The following is an 18,853-nucleotide window of genomic DNA, read 5'->3' on the forward strand; positions in this document are numbered from 1 at the left end:
CCTTCTCCCCGCCCGGCCAGGCGCCCGGCCCGTCCCGTGCAGGCGGGCCGGGCGCCGATCCCCCGCCCCCGGCGGGGTCCAGCAGGAGCGAGAGCGATGAGCGATGCGATCCGGACCGCCTGCCCCTACTGCGGCGTCGGCTGCGGCGTGCTGGCGACCCCCGACGGCCGGGGCGGCGCCGCCATCGCGGGCGATCCGGCGCATCCGGCGAACTTCGGGCGGCTGTGCTCCAAGGGCTCGGCGCTGGGGGAGACGCTGTCGCTCGACGACCGGCTGCTGACGCCGCGCATCGGCGGGCGGGAGGCCACGTGGGACGCGGCGCTGGAGCTGACCGCCCGGCGGTTCCGCGAGGCGATCGAGGAGCACGGGCCGGAGTCGGTCGCGCTCTACGTCTCCGGCCAGCTGCTGACCGAGGACTATTACGTCGCCAACAAGCTGATGAAGGGCTACGTCGGCTCGGCCAACATCGACACCAACTCGCGGCTGTGCATGGCCTCGGCGGTGGCGGCCTATCGGCGGGCCTTCGGGACCGACACGGTGCCCACCTGCTACGAGGACCTCGAGCAGGCGGACCTGGTGGTGCTGGTCGGCTCGAACCTCGCCTGGTGCCACCCGGTGATCTACCAGCGGCTGGCGGCGGCCAAGGCGGCGCGGCCGGAGATGCGGGTGGTGACCATCGACCCGCGGCGCACGGCGACCTCGGACCTCGCGGACCTGCACCTGGGCGTCCGGCCCGGGGCGGACGCGGCCCTGTTCAACGCCCTGCTGGCGCGCATCGAGGCCGACGGCGCCGTCGACTGCGAATACGTCTCCAACCACACCGAGGGGCTGCCCGCCGCCCTGCGCGAGGCGCGCGGCTGGGACGTCGCGCGCACGGCGGAGGCGACCGGCCTCGCGCCCGCGGACGTCGAGGCGTTCCTGTCGCTGTGGGTGCGGCGGGAGAAGGTGGTGACGCTATGGTCCCAGGGGATCAACCAGTCGAGCTCGGGCGCCGACAAGGGCAACGCGATCATCAACTGCCACCTGGCGACGGGGCGGATCGGGCGGCCGGGGATGGGGCCGTTCTCGATGACCGGCCAGCCCAACGCCATGGGCGGGCGCGAGGTGGGGGGGCTTGCGAACATGCTCGCCGCCCATCTCGATCTGGAGGTTCCGGAGCACCGGGCGGCGGTGCAGGGCTTCTGGGCCTCGCCCGCGATGGCCGAGCGGCCGGGGCTGAAGGCGGTGGACCTGTTCCGGGCCTGCGCGGAGGGGCGCATCAAGGCGCTGTGGATCATGTCGACCAACCCCGTGGTCTCGATGCCCGACGCGGACGCGGTGCGCGACGCGATCCGGGCGGTTCCGTTCGTGGCGGTCTCGGAGGTCGTCGCGTCCTCGGACACCGGGAACGAGGCGGACGTGCTGTTTCCGGCGGCGGCCTGGGGGGAGAAGTCGGGGACGGTCACCAATTCCGAGCGGCGGATCACCCGGCAGCGGGCGTTTCTGCCTCCGCCGGGTCAGGCGCGGCCGGACTGGAAGATCGTCTGCGACGTGGCCTCGCGGATGGGGTTCGCCGACGCGTTCGCCTTCGAGAGCGCGGCGGACGTGTTCCGCGAGCATGCGGCCCTGTCGCGGCTGGCCGGAGCGCTGGGGCGGGACTTCGACATCTCGGCCAGGGCCGACGTCGCCGACGCGGCCTATGACGCGATGGAGCCCTTCCAGTGGCCCGCGGGCCCCGAGGGCGGCAAGGCGCGGTTCTTCGCGGACGGGCGGTTCTACACCCCCTCCGGCCGGGCGCGCTTCGTGGCGGTGACGCCGCGGGCCCCGGCCTCGCGCCTGTCGGAGCGGTTCCCGCTGCGCTTCAACACCGGGCGGGTGCGCGACCACTGGCACACGCTGACCCGCACCGCCAAGTCGCCGCGGCTGAGCCAGCACATCGCCGAGCCCTATCTCGAGATCCACCCCGCCGACGCCCGCCGCTGCGGCCTCGCGCCGGCCGACGTCGCCCGGGTGCGGAGCCGCGAGGGCGAGGCCCTGCTGCGGGTGCTGGTCACGTCCCGGACGCCCGAGGGCGCGGTCTTCGCCCCGATGCACTGGACGGGGGAGCTGTCTTCGGCCGGGCGCGTGGACGCGGTGGTGCGCGCGGAGGTGGACCCCGTGTCGGGACAGCCGGAGCTGAAGGGCTCGGCGGTGCGGGTGGAGAAGTTCGAGGCCGGCTGGCACGGCTTCGCCATCTGCCGCGCCCGGCCCGACTGCGGCGCGGCGGACTACTGGGCCGTCGCCCGGGCCACGGGCGGCTGGCGGGCGGAGCTGGCGGGGCGCGAGGCGCCCGACGACTGGACCGCTTTCGCCCGGGCGCTGTTCGGACTGGCGGAGACCGAGGGCGACGCCATGGTGGTCGAGGACCGCGGCCGCGGCGCCGCGCGGGTCGCGCTGTTCGCGGGCGGCCGGCTGGTCGGCGCGCTCTTTGCGGCGCGCGAGCCGGTGGAGGTCGCCCGCGGCCACCTCGCGGGGCTGCTGGCGGCGGCGGAGACGCCGCCCGACCTGCTGGCGGGGCGGCCGGGGGCGGACCGGCCGGATCCCGGCGCGATCGTGTGCTCGTGCTTCTCGGTGGGGGTGAACACGATCCAGGCGGCCATCGCCGAACAGGGGCTGGCCGACGTCGCCGCCATCGGGGCGGCGCTGGGGGCGGGGAGCAACTGCGGCTCCTGCCGGCCGGAGCTTCAGGCGCTGCTTGACAAGGCGAGGGGCGCGCGCACCTTGGCGGCATGACCTTCTCTCAGCTCGTCCGCACCCTTGGCCGCGGCCCCGGCCGCTCCCGCAACCTCGAACGCGGCGAGGCGGCCGAGGCCATGCGCCAGATGCTGGCCGGAACGCCGGCGCCCGAGGCCGTCGGCGCCCTGCTGATGCTGATGCGCTACCGCGGCGAGAACGCCGAGGAGATCGCGGGCTTCTGCGACGGCGCGACCGAGGGGCTGGCGGCGTGGGGCGAGCTGCGCCCGGCCATCGACTGGCCCAGCTACGCCGCCGGCAAGAGCCGTGGGCTGCCGCTGTTCCTGCTGGCCGCGAAGCTGGTCTCGGGCGCGGGCCTGCCGGTTCTGATGCACGGCTGGAACTCGGCCGCCCACATGCGCGAGGCCGCCGACCTGCGCGCCGCCCTGCCCGCGCTCGGCATCCCGGTGGTCGAGACGCCGGCGGCCGCGCGCGAGGCGCTGGACGCCGCCGCCATGGCCTACGTGCCGCTGGAGGCGATGTCGCCCGACCTCTACCGGCTGCTGCGGCTGCGCGACGTGCTGGGGCTGCGCTCGGCGGTGAACACGACGCTGCGGGTGATGAACCCCTCGGGCGCCGCGTGCTCGGTGCAGGGGGTGTTCCACCCGCCCTACCGGCCGCTGCAGGTCGAGGCCTCGATGCTGCGCGGCCAGCCCCGGCAGATGGCGCTGAAGGGCGGCGGCGGGGAGTTCGAGCGCAATCCCGCGAAGTCGGTGACGCTGGAGGGCGTGGTCGGCGGCGAGCGGATCGAGATCGAGGCCGCCCCGATCATCGACGAGACCCGCCGCCTCGCCGACGAGAACCCCGACCCCGCCCGCCTGCCCGCCCTGTGGGCCGGCGAGCTGGAGGACCCGTTCTCCGAGGCGGTGGTGGTCGCGACCGCCGCGGCCGCCCTGCTGGCGGCCGGAGCCTGCACCGACCTGCCCGCCGCCGAGGCCGAGGCCGCGCGCCTCTGGGCCGAGCGCGGGGCGCTGCGGGCGGCCTGATCCCGACATCGACGCAGGCCCGGCGCGGCCGCCCGCGGAGGCGGCGCGACGACGGTCCCGCCCGTGACCGGCGTCCGGCCCGCGCCGCGCCCCGGCCGCGGGGACCGGGGCGGGCGCGGGGCGCGTGGGGCGGGCGTTACTCTGCGGCCCGGGGGAGGCTCGCGTGGTGGCGCTCGAGGGCCGCCTGGGGGTCGGAGAGGAGCTTCTTCACCCCCCGCGCGGCCTGGCGGATGCGCTGCTCGTTCTCCACGAGGCCGAGGCGCACGTAGCCCTCGCCGTATTCGCCGAAGCCGATGCCGGGGGCGACGGCGACCGCGGCCTCCTGCAGCAGGATCTTGGAGAAGGCCATCGAGCCCAGCGCGCGGAAGGGTTCGGGGACCGGGGCCCAGGCGAACATGGTGGCGGGGGGAGAGGGGATCTCCCATCCCGCGCGGGTCATCGCGTCGACCAGCACGTCCCGGCGGCCCTTGTAGAGGGCGCGGATCTCTCCGATGCAGTCCTGCGGGCCGTTGAGCGCGGCGGCGGCGGCCACCTGCACCGGCGTGAAGGCGCCGTAGTCGAGGTAGCTCTTGATCCGCGCCAGCGCGCCGACCAGGCGGGGGTTGCCCACCGCGAAGCCCATGCGCCAGCCGGGCATCGAGTAGGTCTTGGACAGCGAGGTGAACTCCACCGCGATGTCCTTGGCGCCGGGCACCTGCAGGATCGAGGGGGGCGGCGTCTCGTCGAAGTAGATCTCGGCGTAGGCGAGGTCCGAGAGCAGCCAGATGTCATGGCGTTTGGCCAGGCGCACCAGCTCCACGTAGAAGTCGAGGTCGCAGACCTGCGCGGTGGGGTTCGAGGGGAAGTTCACCACCAGCGCGGTCGGGGCCGGCACGGTGTGGATGCAGGCGTTCTCGACGTCGCGCAGGTACTGCTCGGGGTTGAAGGCGCCGCCCGCCACGGGGATGTGGCGCAGCGCGCCGCCCGCGATGATGAAGCCGTAGGGGTGGATCGGGTAGGAGGGCGAGGGCGTCAGCACCACGTCGCCCGGCGCGGTGATCGCCATGGCGAGGTTCGCGAGCCCCTCCTTCGAGCCGAGCGTCGCGACCACCTCCGTCTCGGGGTCGAGGTCGACGCCGAAGCGGCGCTGGTAGTAGGCCGCCTGGGCGCGGCGCAGGCCGGGGATGCCCCTGGAGGCGGAATAGCGGTGGGTGCGCGGGCGCTTCACCGTCTCGACCAGCTTCTCGACGATATGGGCGGGCGTGTCCTGGTCGGGATTGCCCATGCCGAAGTCGATGATGTCCATCCCGTCGGCGCGGCAGGCGGCCTTCAGACGGTTCACCTCGGCGAACACGTAGGGGGGAAGGCGCTTGATGCGGTGGAACTCGTCCGAGGGTCTGGGCATGGCCGGGGGTCTCTGGTCGGGGCGCTCTGGGATTTTCCGGGCCGGCGTTCTTGGGCGCGCCGGGAGAGGCGTTATAGGCGCGAACCGCGGCGGAATGAAGGGCGTATCGGAAACCGTGCGCGCGGCGGAAACGCAGGGGCCGCGCGGGCTTGCGCCGTCGCTCAGAGCGGCTGGATGCCGGCGAGGTAGTGGGCGAGGCTGCGGTCGGCCTGAACCGGAAACGCCTCCGCGAGGGTCTCCATCGCCTCGATCCGGTCGAAGCGGAAATTGCGGTAGGCCCGGCGCGTCTCGCACCACGCCAGCAGGGTCCAGCGCCCGGTCCAGGCGATCAGCCCCAGCGGCCAGACGATGCGCGAGCTCGCGACGCCGGCCGCGTCCCGGTAGTCGAGGCGCAGTTTCCGGCGGGCCTCGCAGGCCTCGCGGATCGCCTGGTGGCGGGCGCGCATCGGCTCGTCGGCGGGGATCACCGGGGCGCGGTAGGGCAGCGCGTCGGCCTCGGCGAGCAGGCGGTCGTCGAGGATGGCGCGGATCTTGGCCTCGGCCGAGCGGGCGGCGGCGGCGAGCGCGGGGTCGGTGACCGCCTGCACCAGCCGCCCCCCCACCAGCAGGGCCAGGACCTCGTGGCGGTCGAACATCAGCGGCGGCAGGTCGAAGTCGGGCGAGAGGCGGTAGCCCACCCCCGCCTCGCCCGCGATGGGCACGCCCTGGGCCTGCAGGTCGGCGATGTCGCGATAGACCGTGCGCAGACTGACCTCGAGCGCCTCGGCCAGCGCCCGCCCCGTGACCGCGAAGCGGCGGCCGCGCAGCAGCGTGACCAGCTCGAACAGGCGGTCAGCGCGGCGCATGGGCGGGCGGAGGAGCCCCGGCGGGGAGGCGGATCATGGCGCGGGGGTCCTTCCCGGCTGGGGGCGCGAGGGGCGGTCATGAGCTGACGTCTCGCACGGGGCTGCTGTCAACCTCCTGTCAGCAGCGCCCTGCCCCGCCCGCCACGCCTCCCGCCCTGCGCCCTTCCCGCGGCGAGCCGTCGGCCCGCCCCGGGCGGAGGTCGCAGCGCCGCGGGGCCGGCCGCAGGCCCGCCTCCTCTCCGGCGGGCGCCGCCGCCCGGCCGCCGGGCCCCGCCCGCCGCAAGGCGCGCCCGGGGCCCCGCCGCGGCGGGCCCAAGGCCAGCCCCGGGCGCGGAGCGTCGCGCCGCGGCCCGGCCGAAGGCCGGCTCAGGAGGCGCGGATCAGCGTGCCCGCGCCGTGGGAGGTGAACAGCTCCAGCAGGCAGGCGTGGGGCGCGCGGCCGTCGAGGATCACCACCGCGTCCACCCCCGCCGCGATCGCGTCCAGCGCCGTGCGGCACTTGGGGATCATGCCCCCCGAGATCACGCCCGAGGCGATCAGCGATTCGGCCTGCGCCTCGGTGATGTCGGTCATCACCTCGCCGTCCGCGCCCTTCACGCCGGCCACGTCGGTCAGGAGCAGCAGCCGCTCGGCCTTCAGCGCGCCGGCGATGGCGCCCGCGGCGGTGTCGCCGTTGACGTTGAAGGTCTCGCCGTTGCGGCCCACGCCGACGGGCGCGATGACGGGGATGTAGTCGCTCTCGATGAAGGTCTCGAGCAGGCCGGGGTTCACCTCCACCGGCGTGCCGACGAAGCCGAGGTCGAGGACCTTCTCGATGTTCGACTCCGGGTCGCGGGTCGTCTTCATCGTCTTCTCGCAGATCATCAGGTCCGCGTCCTTGCCCGACAGGCCCACGGCCTTGCCGCCCTGCCGGTTCAGCGCCGTCACGATCGCCTTGTTGATGCGTCCCGCCAGCACCATCTCGACCACCTCCACGGTGGCCTCATCGGTGACCCGCAGGCCGTCCACGAAGTTCGACTGGATGGCGAGCCGCTTGAGCAGCTGCTCGATCTGCGGGCCGCCGCCGTGGACCACGATCGGGTGCACGTTGCACTGCTTCATCAGCACGATGTCGCGCGCGAACCGGGCCAGCGCCTCGTCGTCGCCCATGGCGTGACCGCCGAACTTGATGACCACGCGCGCCCCGTCGTATCGCTGCAGGTGCGGCAGCGCGTCCGAGAGGGTGCGGGCGGTGGCGATCCAGTCGCGTTTCATCAGCAGGACTCCCAAGCAGAGCCGCCCGGCGAGACAGGCCTGCCGGGCGACCGGCAAGGTTCCTAAACGCAAGCGCCCCCCGGGGGAAGGGGGCTGGGCCCTTCGCGCCGCGCGAAATCGCCCGGCGTGGGCCCCCTGCCCCGCTCTTTCGTCCATCCCTGCGGTCGTCGCCCGCGCCTCGCGGCCTGCGGCCGCCCGCCGGCGCCGCCTCCCCGCGCCCGAGCGGGCGGCGACGGATGGTGCAGCCACGTAAACGGTTTCGCCCCCCTTGCGACGGCCGCCGGTCGGGCCGACGCCGGGCGCGGGCGCCTGCGGGCCCGGGGATCCCGTTCAGACGGCCTGCGCCCGCGCCTCGCCCGGGCGGCGGAGGCGCGGCCCGGCGCGGGACCGGCGCGGCGAAGGGCCGGCCTGCGCGCCTGCGCCGCAGCGGGGGCGGCCGCTCGGGCGGCCCGGCCTGCGCCGGGGATTCGCCGGAACGAATTAAGATCCATCCATTCCAGCGCCTTGGACGTGGCGAACCGTTCTGCGGAGTGAAATTCGGAGGCCGCGTCGAGGGGCGCCGCCTCCGCTGCGTCAGGGCGCTTGACGTGTGGGTCAGGCGCCCAGGGAATCTCCCGTCTCCGCAAGGGGTTGGGTCCGCGACGGCCGCTCCCTCCCGGGCGCCCTCCGTTCATCTTGGCCCCTCTGGCGCCCCGCCCCCGCGCCGGGAGCATGGCCGCTTTCCTCCACATGGACGATGACGACGGCGCTTCGGGCCCCTAAGTTGTTCGGCGTTGGGGGGACCCTCTGGACAGGCGCCCCGAGCGCCGGGAGAGAGAGTCTTGAAACGTATTGTCGAGAGAGACCTGCAGGTGGACGAGACGCCGGTCCTGGTGTCGTCCGACAATATGCAGGGCGTGGCGGTGCAGGGCGCGGACGGTCGCAGTCTGGGCCATGTGGACCACGTGATGATCGACAAGCGCGCCGGCCGGCTGGCCTACGTGGTTCTGGCCTACGGCGGCGTGCTGGGCATCGGCGAGCGGCTCTACCCGCTCCCCTTCGAGGCGCTGGCCTACGATCGCGCGATCGACGGCTACCGCGCGGTGGTGACCCGCGACGACGTCGAGGGCGCGCCGCACTCGCTGGCCGACGAGGGCCGCTGGTCCGACCCGGACTGGCGCCGCAAGATCGACCTGCACTTCGCGCTTCCGCCGCTGCGCGCGGACGCCTGAAGCTTCATCCGGACCGAGATCGGGGCGCCCTGCGGGGCGCCCCGCCCGCTCCCCCCGGCCCGCTGCGGAACGGGCCGGGCGCGGCGCGGCCGACCGCCGCCCTCCGTCGGCGCGGCCCGTCGCCGACGCCCCGGCGCGCCCCTTCGGGCGGCGGCGCCGGGGCGTTTTCGTCCGCCTGGCCGTCCGCCGAGCCTGATGTCCGGCGAGGGCCTTCGGGGAGGGGCCGTCCGGGGAGGGGCCGTCGGGAAGGGAGGACGGGCCTTCGGGGAAGGGGGAGGGGCCTTCGGGCGCGAACGCCCTCCGGACCGCCCCCGTCCGCTCCCCCCGTCCGCTCAGAGCTCCAGCAGACCCGCCACCGCGGCGCGCACCCGCTCCAGCCCCTCGTGCTTCTGGGACGAGGTGGTCAGGATCTCGGGGTAGGCCGCGGGGTGGCGGGCGAGGTCGGTCTTCAGCGCCTCGGCCACCTTCTCGATCGTGCCGGCGGCGGGCTTGTCGGCCTTGGTCAGCACCGCCTGGAAGGGCACGGCCGAGCGGTCCAGCAGCTCCATGATCTCGTGATCGACCTTCTTGGCCCCGTGGCGCCCGTCGATCAGCAGGAACACACGGCGCAGGGTCGGGCGCCCGGCCAGGTAGCCCTTGAGCGTCGCCTGCCACTGCTCGACCAGCTTCACCGGCGCCTCGGCGTAGCCGTAGCCCGGCAGGTCCACCAGCCGCAGCCGGTCGCCCATCGAGAAGAAGTTCAGCGCCTGCGTGCGCCCGGGCGTGTTCGAGGCCCGCGCGATGCTCTTGCGCCCGGTCAGCGCGTTGATCAGCGAGGACTTGCCCACGTTCGAGCGGCCGGCGAAGCAGACCTCGATCCGGTCGGCGGGCGGCAGGTGGTGCAGCTCGGGCGCCGAGAGCAGGAAGTCGACCGGGCCCGCGAACAGCAGGCGCCCGGCCTCGGCCAGCTCTGGATCGGGATCGGGGTCGACGACGAAGGGCACGCCGCTCATGCCGCGGCCTCCGTCACGACGACCGCGTCGCCCAGGGCGATCTCGCCGCCCTCGATCACCTCGGCGAAGACGCCGAAGTTCTCGGCCTGGCCCAGCGAGGTCAGCAGCGACAGCATCTCGACGTCGCGCTTGCCGGTCTCCGGGTCGGCGTGGGTGGCCGAGCAGCGGCCGATCGGCTCGGTGATCTTCACGAGGCAGCCGCCGAGGCGCAGCTCCCGGCCGATCCAGCCGGTCTCCTCCCACGGCGCGAGGTCCTCGACCCAGAGGTTGCCGCGGAAGCGGCGGCGGTCCATCGGGCGGCCCGCGGCCTCGGCCACCACGGCGAGCGAGGCGTCCGAGAGGATCGAGATCCACTGCGCGGGCTGGTCGGTCATCCCGCGGCCCGGCGCATGGGCCAGGCGCGAGGGCCGCGGCATCCCCGCGGGGATCAGCGCGTCGGCCCAGGCCACGAAGGCGGCCTCGCCCTCGGGCGTGCCGGGATCGACGGTCAGGTCCGCGAGGTCGGGGTGGCGGAAGGTGATCGGCCCGCCGGGCGCGCCTTCGGCGGTGACCGCCATCAGCGAGGGGAAGGTCGCCCCGCGCAGGAAGGTCGAGCAGCGCGCCCAGGCGGGGGCGTCGAAGTCGAAGCGCGACTTCTCGTGGGCCAGCGCCCAGACGCGGTCGCCGGGCAGGGTGCGACCGGCCTCGAGCGCGACGCGCGCCAGCGCCTCGCTGCCCAGGGCCTTCACCGGGTGGCGATGGATCGCGCTGATCCGGGGCATGTCGCCGGGTCTCCTCTCGGATTGCGGGCGGCCTGGACGGGCGACCTCGGCGCGCAGCGCCGCGATCGCCCGTCCGGCCGCCCGGGGGGGCGTGATCGTGCGAGCATGGCGCGCCGCGCCGCCCGCGTCATCCCCCGGATGCGGAAACGGCCGCGCGCCCTTCTGGCGCGCGGCCGCGGTCGTCTCTCGCCCTTCGGCGGGCCGGGGGCCTCAGCCCTCGGCGTTCTTCTTGCGCTTGAACGATTTCTTGACGTTGCCCAGCACGTCCACGTCGACGCCCTGGCTGCGCATGATGATGTACTGCTGGGTGAAGGTGATGGTGTTGTTGGCCACCCAGTAGATCACCAGGCCCGAGGCGAAGCTGCCCAGCATGAACATGAACACCCAGGGCATCCAGGCGAAGATCATCGCCTGGGTCTTGTCCGTGGGCATCGGGTTCAGCTTCTGCTGCAGCCACATGGTCACGCCCAGCAGGATCGGGAACACGCCGATCGAGACGATCCCGAGCATGGACGAGTGGTCCGGCGCGGCGAAGGGCAGCGCCCCGAAGAGGTTCATCCACGACGTGGGATCCGGCGCCGACAGGTCGTGGATCCACCAGATGAACGGCGCGTGCCGCATCTCGAGCGTGACGAACAGCACCTTGTAGAGCGAGAAGAAGATCGGGATCTGCAGGATGATCGGCAGGCAGCCCGCGGCGGGATTGGCTTTCTCCCGCTTGTAGAGCGCCATCATCTCCTGCTGCATCTTCACGCGGTCGTCGCCGACGCGCTCCTTGATCTTCTCCATCTCCGGCTGGAGCTTCTTCATCTTCGACATGCTGACGTAGGACTTGTAGGCCAGCGGGAAGAGCACGAGCTTGACGCAGAAGGTCATGGCGATGATCGCCCAGCCCATGTTGCCGATCAGCCCCTCGAAGAACACCAGGATGTGGGCGAAGGGTTTCGTCAGGAAGAAGAACCAGCCCCAGTCGATGGCGTCGACGAAGCGGGGGATGCCCGCCTCCTCGTAGGCCTCGATGGTCTTGAGCTCCTTGGCGCCGGCGAAGAGCTGGGTCGCCACCGCCGCCGTCGCGCCCGGCGCCACCGCCTGCACGGGCAGGCGCATCTCGGTGCGGTACTCCGACCCGTCGGGGCGGGCGACGTATTTGAACACCGCGTCGAAGGGCTGGCCCTGCGGCGCGATCAGCGTGGTCATCCAGTACTTGTCGGTGAAGCCCAGCCAGCCGGCCTCGGTCACCGGGATCACCTCCTGGCGCACGCCGGGGCCGCCGGAGCCCTCGAGGTCCTGCAGGGCGTCGTAGTCGAGCTCGTTGAGCACGCCGTCGAACTTGCCCAGCGCGCCCTCGTGCAGGATGTAGAAGTTCACCGTCTCCGGCTCGCCGCGGCGCACCACGTAGGAGTAGGGGGCCAGCGAGACCTCGGCCTCGGTGGTGTTCTCCACGCTCTGCTCGACCGAGAACATGTAGTTGGCGTCGAGCGAGATCTTGCGGCGGAAGATCAGCCCCTCGCCGTTGTCCCAGGCCAGCGTGATCGGGGACGAGGAGGTCAGGACCTCGCCCTCCTCCAGCGTCCACTCGGTGTTGGGGCCGGGGGTGGCGACGGGGGTCTCGGCGGTCGGCAGCCAGCCGTAGACCGCCAGGAACGGATGCGGCGTGCCCAGCGGGGCCAGCAGCGTGACGTTGGGCGAATTGTCGTCCAGCGTCTCGTGATAGTCGTCGAGCGTCAGCTCGTCGATCCGGCCGCCGCGCAGCGAGATCGAGCCGGTGACCCGGTCGCTGTCGATCTTCACGCGCGGCGCGTCGGCGGCCTGCGCCTCGGCGCCGGTCGCCCCGCCCGCGGTTCCGCCGGCGGGGGCGACCGGAGCGCCGGCGCCGGTCTCGGTCGACGAGACCTGGGCGGCGGGTTCCTGCGGCTGCTCGACCGGTTGGGGCGGGAACAGCACGAACCAGACCGCAATCACCACGAAGCTCAGCACCGCGGCGATGAGCATGTTCTTCTGTTCGGTCATCCAGCGCTCCCGCACGCGCAACTTGGAAGGATCGGCCGCCTTGAACCCGCCGGGGAGGGGAAGGTCAAGGCGTTTCGGGGACGCGCGGCGCGCGTCCTGTCCTGCGGGGCCGGTCGGCGCCCGGCGCCGGCGACGCCCGGGCCGCCCCCGCGACCCGCGCGGGACGGGGGGTGAATGGCGCCCCGGGCGACCCGACGCAAGCCCTTGCGGCCGGCGCGGGACGACAAGGCGCGCCCCCCTCCCCGCCCGAGTCGCCCCGCAGCCCCTCCGCCCCGGTCCCTGCCCGCCCTGCCCCGCCCCGGCGGCGGCGGCCCGGGCGCGCCCCCGGACGATCACGCCTGCGCGAGGCGCGGCGGCCGCCTCGGCGCGGCGCCGGCGGCGGCGCGCCCTGCCCGCCGTCGCAGCCGGCCGCGGCCTGCGCCGGCCCGCGGCCGCCCGGGCGCCGCGCCGATTCCCCCGGCGCCGCGGCATGGCGCCCGGCCCCGCGACGTGGCGCGCCTTGACGTGCGCCCGCCGGGCCGGAACACTCTGCGGTGGAACTGCGTCGCGCCCTTGGGGGGGCGCGGCCGGAAGGAGCAGACGCGATGGTTCCCCGCCCCTTGCGCGGACCGTCCAGCCCGCGGCGCGAGGCCCGACGGCGGGCCCCGAGGCCCTCGTTCCCGCCACGCGAAGGCCTGCGCCCGCGGCGGAGCGCCGGTCCATGAGCGCCGGCCTCGTCGCCGCGCCGGCGCCCCCGCTCTACGAGCTGCGCCGCTTCCGCGATCCCGATGCGCTGGCCCAGGTGGCGGCCGAGCGGATCGCCCAGATCCTGCAGGGCGCCATCGCCCGGCGCGGGCGCGCCGTCGCCGCGCTCTCGGGCGGGGCCACGCCGCAGCGGACCTACGCGCGCCTCGCGCGGAGCGAGCTCGACTGGTCGCGGATCACCATGACGCTGGTCGAGGACCGCTGGGCCCCGCCCTCGGACCCGACGTCCACGCGCAACATCCTCGACCTGTGCCTGTTCATGGACAGCCGGGCGCGGGGGGCGCGTTTCCAGCCCCTCTACACCGGCGACCCGACGCCCGAGGCTGGGCTCGCCACGGCCGAGAGCCGCCTGCGCCGCCTCGGCCGGCCCTTCGACCTGGTGGTGCTGGGCATCGGCCCAGACGGCCACGTCGCGGCCCTGTTCCCGGGGGCCGAGGGGCTGACCGCCGCGCTCGATCCCGACGGCGAGGCGCTGCTCGCCCCGATCCGCGCCCCCGGCCGCGGCGGGCCGCGCGTCACCCTGACGCTTTCGGCGATCCTGCAGGCGCGGCGCATCCTGCTATTGTTCTCGGGACCGGCCAAGTCGCGCGCCTTCGAGCGCGCGCTTCAGCCCGGGCCGGTCGAGGAGATGCCGATCCGCGCCGTCCTCCGCCAGCGACGAACGCCGGTCGAGGTGTTGTGCGCGCAAACCGATGGAGCCGATGTGACCACTCCCATCGCCGCGGCCTGGAAGGCCGTCGAAACCGCCCGCGACCGCCTGGCGGGCCGGCGCATCGCCGACCTGTTCGCCGCCGATCCCGCGCGGTTCGAGACGCTGTCCGCCCGCCTGGACGACATGCTGTTCGACTATTCCAAGACCGGTCTCGACAAGGGCGCGGTCGAGGCGCTGACGGGCCTCGCGCGCGCCGCAGGCGTCGAGGCGCTGCGCGACGCGATGTTCGCCGGCGCCCCGATCAACGCCACCGAGGGCCGCGCCGTCCTGCACCCCGCCCTGCGCGCCGCCGCCGGCGAGGCGTTCTCGGCCGAGGGCGAGGACGTGATGCCCGAGGTGCTGGAGACGCGCGAGCGGTCGCTCGCCTTCGCCGAGGCGGTGCGCACGGGCGCCTACGCCTCGGTCTCCGGCAAGCCTTTCACGGATGTGGTGAACATCGGCATCGGCGGCTCGGACCTCGGCCCGGTGATGGCGGCGGCGGCGCTGGCGCCGGTGCATGACGGGCCGCGGTGCCACTTCGTCTCCAACGTCGACGGGGCGCATGTGCACGACGTGCTGGCGGGGCTGGACCCGGCCACCACGCTGGTGCTGATCGCCTCCAAGACCTTCACCACCATCGAGACGATGACCAACGCCCATACCGCCCGGGCGTGGATGGAGCGGGCGATCGGCGACCGCGCGGGGGCTCATTTCGCCGCCCTCTCCACCGCGCTGGACGAAGTGGCGAAGTTCGGCATCGACGAGAGCCGGGTCTTCGGCTTCTGGGACTGGGTCGGCGGGCGCTACTCCGTGTGGTCCTCCATCGGTCTCAGCCTGATGATCGCCATCGGCCGCCAGCGGTTCGAGGATTTCCTCGCCGGCGCCCGGGCCATGGACGCCCATTTCCGCGAGGCGCCGCTGAGCGCGAACCTGCCGGTGCTGCTGGCGCTGGTGGGCGTGTGGCATCGCGGCGCCCTGGGCCTGCCGAGCCGGGCGGTGATCCCCTACGACCAGCGCCTGCTGCGCCTGCCCGCCTACCTCCAGCAGCTCGACATGGAATCGAACGGCAAGACCGCGCGCCTGCGCGAGGGGCTCGCGGGCGAGACCGGGCCGGTGGTCTGGGGCGAGCCCGGCACCAACGGGCAGCACGCGTTCTTCCAGCTCCTCCACCAGGGGACCACGGTGATCCCGGTGGAGTTCCTGGTGGCCGCCAACGGCTGGGAGCCGGAGCTCGCCCACCACCACACCCTGCTGCTCGCGAACTGCCTCGCCCAGTCCGAGGCGCTGATGGCCGGCCGCACGGAGGCCGAGGCCTACGAGATGATGATCGCCGACGGCAAGCCGGAGGCGGAGGCCCGCCGCCTCGCCCCGCACCGCGCCTTCGCCGGCGACCGGCCCTCGACCACGCTGATGTATCGCAGGCTGGACCCGTTCACGCTGGGCCGGATCGTGGCGCTCTACGAACACCGGGTGTTCGTGGAGGGCGCGATCTGGGGCGTGAACAGCTTCGACCAGTGGGGCGTCGAGCTGGGCAAGACGCTCGCCAAGGCGCTGGAGCCGATGGTGACGGGCGAGACCTCGGCCGAGGGCAAGGACGGCTCCACCGCCGGCCTGATCGCCGCCCTGCACGCCCTGCGCGAGGGCTGAGCGGGCGGCGGGCGGCCACGCCCGCCCGCCCGCCGGAGCGGCCGGGGGGCTATGCGTCCACCCGGCCTTCGCGCACCAGGTGCTCGATGACCGTCGAGACCCGCGCCGGCAGGGCGGCGGCGCGGCCGATGTAGACCACGTGGAATTCCTCGCCCGCCGAGGGGCTGCCGGGGACCAGCTCCAGCCGGCCCTCGGCCAGCGCCTCGCGCACGGTGAAGCGGCCCACCCGGGCGGTCCCGGCGCCATGCCGGGCGAGGGCCGCGAGCGTCGCCCCGTCGCTCGCCCGCACCCGCGCGCCCTCGGCCCGCCAGATCGGGTCGCGGCGCGGGTAGGCGAAGGCCAGCAGCCCCTCCACCGCGCCGGGGGCCCGGACGGTGACGATCTCGCTCACCCCCAGCGAGCGCGCGCGCATCGCGGTGTCGGGCAGCGGCCCCGCGCGCACCGCGAGGTCGATGGGCCGCCCGCCCATGTCCGCCAGCCCGTCGCCGATCAGCAGCTCGATCTCCAGCTCCGCGTGCCGGCGCAGCAGGGCCGGCAGGATCGGCGCGAGGATGTGGTTGGCGTAGGCCGAGCTGGTGGCGATCCGCACCGTGCCCGCCACCGGGCCGGCCCCGACCTCGCGCTCCGCCTGGTCGAGCGCGGCGAGGATGCCGCGGGCCGAGCGGGCGAAGGCCGCGCCCTCGTCGGTGATGCGGATCCTGCGGGTGGTGCGCCGCATCAGCGTCGCGTCCAGCCGCCGCTCGAGCCGGGTCATCATCTTCGAGACCGCCGAGGGGGTCATCCCCCGCGCCAGCGCGGCGGCGGAGAAGCTGCCCTCGTCCACCACGGCCAGGAAGACCTCCATCTCCTGGAGGCGATTGACGTCGCGCACCCGCGTCACCTGTGAATTGACGGCACAACCGCTTTTATCCGGCGCCGGCTTATTTCACAAGCCGGCCGCCGCCATCGTCTCCTGCACAAGGCAAGGAGACCTTCGCATGTCGCTTCTCACCGACTCCGCCCCGGCCGTGCCGCGCCGGCGGTCGGCCCCGCTCGTCGCCCTCGGGATCGGCGCCTTCGGCATCGGGCTCAGCGAGTTCCTGATCATGGGGCTGCTGCCGCAGGTGGCGCGCGACCTGGGCGTGGACCTGCCCTCGGCGGGGCTGCTGATCACCGGCTACGCCCTGGGGGTCACCGTCGGGGGGCCGGCGCTGGCCATCGCCGCGAGCCGCCTGCCCCATCGCACGGTCCTGGTGCTGCTGATGGCGATCTTCACGCTGGGCAACCTGCTCTGCGCCGCGGCGCCGGGCTTCTGGCTGGTGCTCGCGGCCCGGGTGGTCACGGGCTTCGCCCATGGGGTGTTCTTCGGGACCGGCTCGCTGGTGGCGCAGAGCCTGGTTCCGCCGCACCGCAAGGCCTCGGCCATCGCCTTCGTCTTCGCCGGGCTGACGCTGGCCACGGTGCTGGGCGTGCCCTTCGGGGCCTGGCTGGGCCAGATCCACGGCTGGCGCGGGGCGTTCTGGGCGGTGACGGCGATCGGCGCGCTGGGCTTCGTGGCCATCGCCCTCTTCGTGCCGCGCAGCGCCCCCGGCGCGCCGCTGAAAGCGCGCCAGCTCGCGCTGTTCCTGCGGCCCGCGCCGCTGGGGGCGCTGGCGATGACCGCGCTCGGCTACGCGGGGGTGTTCATGGTCTTCACCTACATCGCCCCGCTGCTGACCGAGGTTGCGGGCGTGCCCGGGCCGCGGGTGGCGCTGCATCTGCTGCTGTTCGGGCTGGGCATCGTCGGCGGCAACCTCGCCGGCGGGCGGCTGGCGGACCGCTGGCCCGGGGCGGCGGCGCCGCTGTCGCTGGCGGGGCTGGCGGCGGGCCTGCTGGCGCTGCGCCTCGCGCTGGCCCTGCCCGTGCTCGTGGCGCCGGCGATGCTGCTGTTCGGGCTCACGGCCTTCGCCACCCTCGCCCCGCTGCAGGCGCGGATGATGGCGCGCACGCCCGCCGGCGCGGACATGCTGGGCGCCACGCTGAACATCTCGGCCTTCAACCTCGGCAACGCGCTCGGCGCCTGGCTGGGCGGGCTCGCGCTCGCCGCCGGCGTCGGGCTGCCGGCCCTCGCGCCGCTGGCGGCGCTGCTTCCGCTGGGCGCGCTCGCCCTGGCCTTCGTCCGCGAAAGGACCTGACATGAGACCGATCCCCGCCGCCGCGGCCGCCCTCGCCGCCGCCGCCTTCGCCACGCCCGCCCCCGCGCAGGAGAGCGCCGCCCCCTGGAGCGCCGTCTGGACGGCGAGCCCCCAGGCGGTGTGGCGCGACGAGACGATCTTCCCCACCGGCCTGCCCGCGCGCATCGCCGGCGCGACGATCCGCCAGCCGCTGACGCTGGGCTACCCGGCCGATCGGCTGCGCCTGCTGCTGTCGAACGCGCACGGCGTCCGGCCGCTGCCGATCGAGGCCGCGACGCTGGCCCGCTCCGTCGGCGGCGCGACGGTGGAGGACCCCCAGCCCGTGCGCTTCGGCGGCGAGACGCGGGTGACGATCGCGCCCGGGGCGCAGGCGCTGTCGGATCCGCTGCCGTTCCCGGCCGAGGCCGGGACCCGCGTCGCCGCGACGCTGACCTACGGCCCCGGCGCCGTCGCCGAGGACTTCCACTGGGACGCGCGCGAGACCGGCTACGTGATCGAGGCGGACCGGCCGGACCCCGTGGTCCTGGCCGAGACGCCGGCCCGCGTGACCCTGAGCGCCGTGTTCTCGGACCGGCCTGCGCGCGCGGGGGTGATCGCGATGGGCGACTCGCTCACCGACGGCAACGGCGCGCCGATGGACGCGATGGCCCGCTGGCCCGATTTCCTCGCCCGCGCGATGGCGCCGCAGGGGATCGCGGTGGTCAACGCGGGCATCTCCGGCGGGCGCCTGCTGAGCGACGGGATGGGCCGCAGCGTGCTGGCGCGGCTCGAGCGCGACGTGCTGGCGTCGCCGGGCGCCGACACGCTGGTACTGCTGATCGGGACCAACGACATCGCCTGGCCGGGCACGATCTTCGCCCCCGACGAGGCGCCGATGACCCTCGCGCGGCTTCAGGCCGGGCTGCTGCAGGCGGCGGCGCGGGTCCGCGCGGCCGGGCTGCGCCTGATCGTGGGGACCGCGCCCCCGTTCCGCGGCGCCCTGCCCGGGACGCCGCTGGAGGGCGCCTACTGGAGCCCCGCCAAGGACGCGCTGCGCCGGGAGCTCAACGCCTGGCTGCGCGCCGCGACCTTCCACGACGGGCTGGCGGACTTCGATCGGGCGCTGAGCGATCCGGCCGACGACGCCCGCCTGAACCCGCTCCACGACAGCGGCGACCACCTGCATCCGAGCCCCGAGGGCAACCGCGCCATGGCCCGCGTCGTCGAGGCCCTGCTGACCGAGGCCCCGGACCCGCGCTGATCCCCCCGCGCCGCCCCCGCCCGCGCGCCCCGCCGGCGGCGGCGCGCCCCCCAGGCCCGGGCGGCGCCAGGGCGGCGCCGGGGCGAGACCGCCCCGAAGCGCGCCCCCCGGGCCGAGGCCGAATCGGCGCGAGCTCGCCCCGCCGCGCCCCTTCGCCCCGGCGCCGCACGGCGCGCCGCGGCGG

Annotated in this window: 13 protein-coding genes and 1 pseudogene; 7 read left to right on the forward strand and 7 right to left on the reverse strand. The window is 74.8% G+C overall.

Going from position 1 to position 18,853, the window contains the following annotated elements; translation table 11 throughout:
- Positions 1-96: 96 nt before the first annotated feature.
- Both BM064_RS21635 and BM064_RS21640 read left to right on the forward strand, forming a co-directional pair.
- On the forward strand, positions 97-2,751 hold the full coding sequence (locus tag BM064_RS21635; RefSeq protein ID WP_092863824.1) for a nitrate reductase: 2,655 nt from the start codon (positions 97-99) through the stop codon (positions 2,749-2,751).
- Positions 2,748-3,737, forward strand: coding sequence for a glycosyl transferase family protein (locus BM064_RS21640; RefSeq protein ID WP_092863827.1), 990 nt, complete (start codon positions 2,748-2,750; stop codon positions 3,735-3,737). Before BM064_RS21635 ends, BM064_RS21640 begins: the two co-directional genes overlap by 4 nt.
- A 136-nt stretch (positions 3,738-3,873) precedes the next feature.
- Here the strand turns inward: BM064_RS21640 and BM064_RS21645 are convergent, their stop codons facing one another.
- The 3 genes from BM064_RS21645 to argB all read right to left on the reverse strand — a co-directional run bounded on the left by BM064_RS21645 (position 3,874) and on the right by argB (position 7,220).
- Positions 3,874-5,121: an LL-diaminopimelate aminotransferase gene (locus tag BM064_RS21645; protein ID WP_092863830.1), complete on the reverse strand. Its 1,248-nt coding sequence runs from the start codon at positions 5,119-5,121 to the stop codon at positions 3,874-3,876.
- Positions 5,122-5,282: 161 nt separating this feature from the next.
- Complete coding sequence (locus tag BM064_RS21650; protein WP_092863833.1) at positions 5,283-5,966, reverse strand: helix-turn-helix transcriptional regulator; 684 nt, start codon at positions 5,964-5,966, stop codon at positions 5,283-5,285.
- A gap of 366 nt (positions 5,967-6,332) precedes the next feature.
- Positions 6,333-7,220: an acetylglutamate kinase gene (argB, locus tag BM064_RS21655; RefSeq protein ID WP_092863836.1), complete on the reverse strand. Its 888-nt coding sequence runs from the start codon at positions 7,218-7,220 to the stop codon at positions 6,333-6,335.
- An 821-nt stretch (positions 7,221-8,041) separates the two neighbouring features.
- Between argB and BM064_RS21660 the strand changes: the two genes are divergently transcribed.
- Positions 8,042-8,431 (forward strand): PRC-barrel domain-containing protein, encoded by a 390-nt coding sequence (locus BM064_RS21660; RefSeq protein ID WP_143103415.1) that lies wholly within the window; start codon positions 8,042-8,044, stop codon positions 8,429-8,431.
- 332 nt (positions 8,432-8,763) lie between these two features.
- Here the strand turns inward: BM064_RS21660 and yihA are convergent, their stop codons facing one another.
- The 3 genes from yihA to yidC all read right to left on the reverse strand — a co-directional run bounded on the left by yihA (position 8,764) and on the right by yidC (position 12,194).
- Positions 8,764-9,423 (reverse strand): ribosome biogenesis GTP-binding protein YihA/YsxC, encoded by a 660-nt coding sequence (gene yihA, locus BM064_RS21665; RefSeq protein WP_092863843.1) that lies wholly within the window; start codon positions 9,421-9,423, stop codon positions 8,764-8,766.
- Positions 9,420-10,184, reverse strand: a complete 765-nt coding sequence (locus BM064_RS21670; protein WP_092863846.1) for an MOSC domain-containing protein — start codon at positions 10,182-10,184, stop codon at positions 9,420-9,422. Before BM064_RS21670 ends, yihA begins: the two co-directional genes overlap by 4 nt.
- Before the next feature lie 210 nt (positions 10,185-10,394).
- On the reverse strand, positions 10,395-12,194 hold the full coding sequence (yidC, locus tag BM064_RS21675) for a membrane protein insertase YidC (protein ID WP_092863849.1): 1,800 nt from the start codon (positions 12,192-12,194) through the stop codon (positions 10,395-10,397).
- Between the two features lie 700 nt (positions 12,195-12,894).
- Here yidC and pgl point away from each other — a divergent pair.
- Positions 12,895-13,599: pseudogene (pgl, locus tag BM064_RS28165) on the forward strand (6-phosphogluconolactonase); the annotation flags it as partial.
- 54 nt (positions 13,600-13,653) lie between these two features.
- On the forward strand, positions 13,654-15,276 hold the full coding sequence (gene pgi / locus BM064_RS21680; RefSeq protein ID WP_245779251.1) for a glucose-6-phosphate isomerase: 1,623 nt from the start codon (positions 13,654-13,656) through the stop codon (positions 15,274-15,276).
- A gap of 49 nt (positions 15,277-15,325) precedes the next feature.
- Here pgi and BM064_RS21685 read toward each other — a convergent pair whose 3' ends face one another.
- Entirely contained in the window at positions 15,326-16,147 is an 822-nt protein-coding gene (locus BM064_RS21685) for a LysR family transcriptional regulator (RefSeq protein WP_143103417.1), read from the reverse strand.
- 106 nt (positions 16,148-16,253) lie between these two features.
- Here BM064_RS21685 and BM064_RS21690 point away from each other — a divergent pair, with 106 nt between their 5' ends.
- The gene (locus BM064_RS21690; protein ID WP_092863858.1) at positions 16,254-17,429 is read left to right on the forward strand and encodes an MFS transporter; all 1,176 of its coding nucleotides are present in this window, start codon (positions 16,254-16,256) and stop codon (positions 17,427-17,429) included.
- A gap of 1 nt (position 17,430) precedes the next feature.
- Entirely contained in the window at positions 17,431-18,669 is a 1,239-nt protein-coding gene (locus tag BM064_RS21695; protein ID WP_092863861.1) for an SGNH/GDSL hydrolase family protein, read from the forward strand.
- The last annotated feature ends 184 nt before the right edge of the window (positions 18,670-18,853 follow it).

Origin of the sequence: Albimonas pacifica, from assembly GCF_900113695.1 — a bacterium.
In the GTDB taxonomy this organism is placed as follows: Bacteria; Pseudomonadota; Alphaproteobacteria; order Rhodobacterales; family Rhodobacteraceae; genus Albimonas; species Albimonas pacifica.

Excerpts from the sequence above, each read along its gene's own strand:
- BM064_RS21635 (WP_092863824.1), top strand. The coding sequence starts at position 97 with ATGAGCGATGCGATCCGGACCGCCTGCCCCTACTGCGGCGTCGGCTGC.
- BM064_RS21640 (WP_092863827.1), top strand. The coding sequence starts at position 2,748 with ATGACCTTCTCTCAGCTCGTCCGCACCCTTGGCCGCGGCCCCGGCCGC.
- BM064_RS21645 (WP_092863830.1), bottom strand. The coding sequence starts at position 5,121 with ATGCCCAGACCCTCGGACGAGTTCCACCGCATCAAGCGCCTTCCCCCC.
- BM064_RS21650 (WP_092863833.1), bottom strand. The coding sequence starts at position 5,966 with ATGCGCCGCGCTGACCGCCTGTTCGAGCTGGTCACGCTGCTGCGCGGC.
- argB (WP_092863836.1), bottom strand. The coding sequence starts at position 7,220 with ATGAAACGCGACTGGATCGCCACCGCCCGCACCCTCTCGGACGCGCTG.
- yihA (WP_092863843.1), bottom strand. The coding sequence starts at position 9,423 with ATGAGCGGCGTGCCCTTCGTCGTCGACCCCGATCCCGATCCAGAGCTG.
- BM064_RS21670 (WP_092863846.1), bottom strand. The coding sequence starts at position 10,184 with ATGCCCCGGATCAGCGCGATCCATCGCCACCCGGTGAAGGCCCTGGGC.
- yidC (WP_092863849.1), bottom strand. The coding sequence starts at position 12,194 with ATGACCGAACAGAAGAACATGCTCATCGCCGCGGTGCTGAGCTTCGTG.
- BM064_RS21690 (WP_092863858.1), top strand. The coding sequence starts at position 16,254 with ATGTCGCTTCTCACCGACTCCGCCCCGGCCGTGCCGCGCCGGCGGTCG.
- BM064_RS21695 (WP_092863861.1), top strand. The coding sequence starts at position 17,431 with ATGAGACCGATCCCCGCCGCCGCGGCCGCCCTCGCCGCCGCCGCCTTC.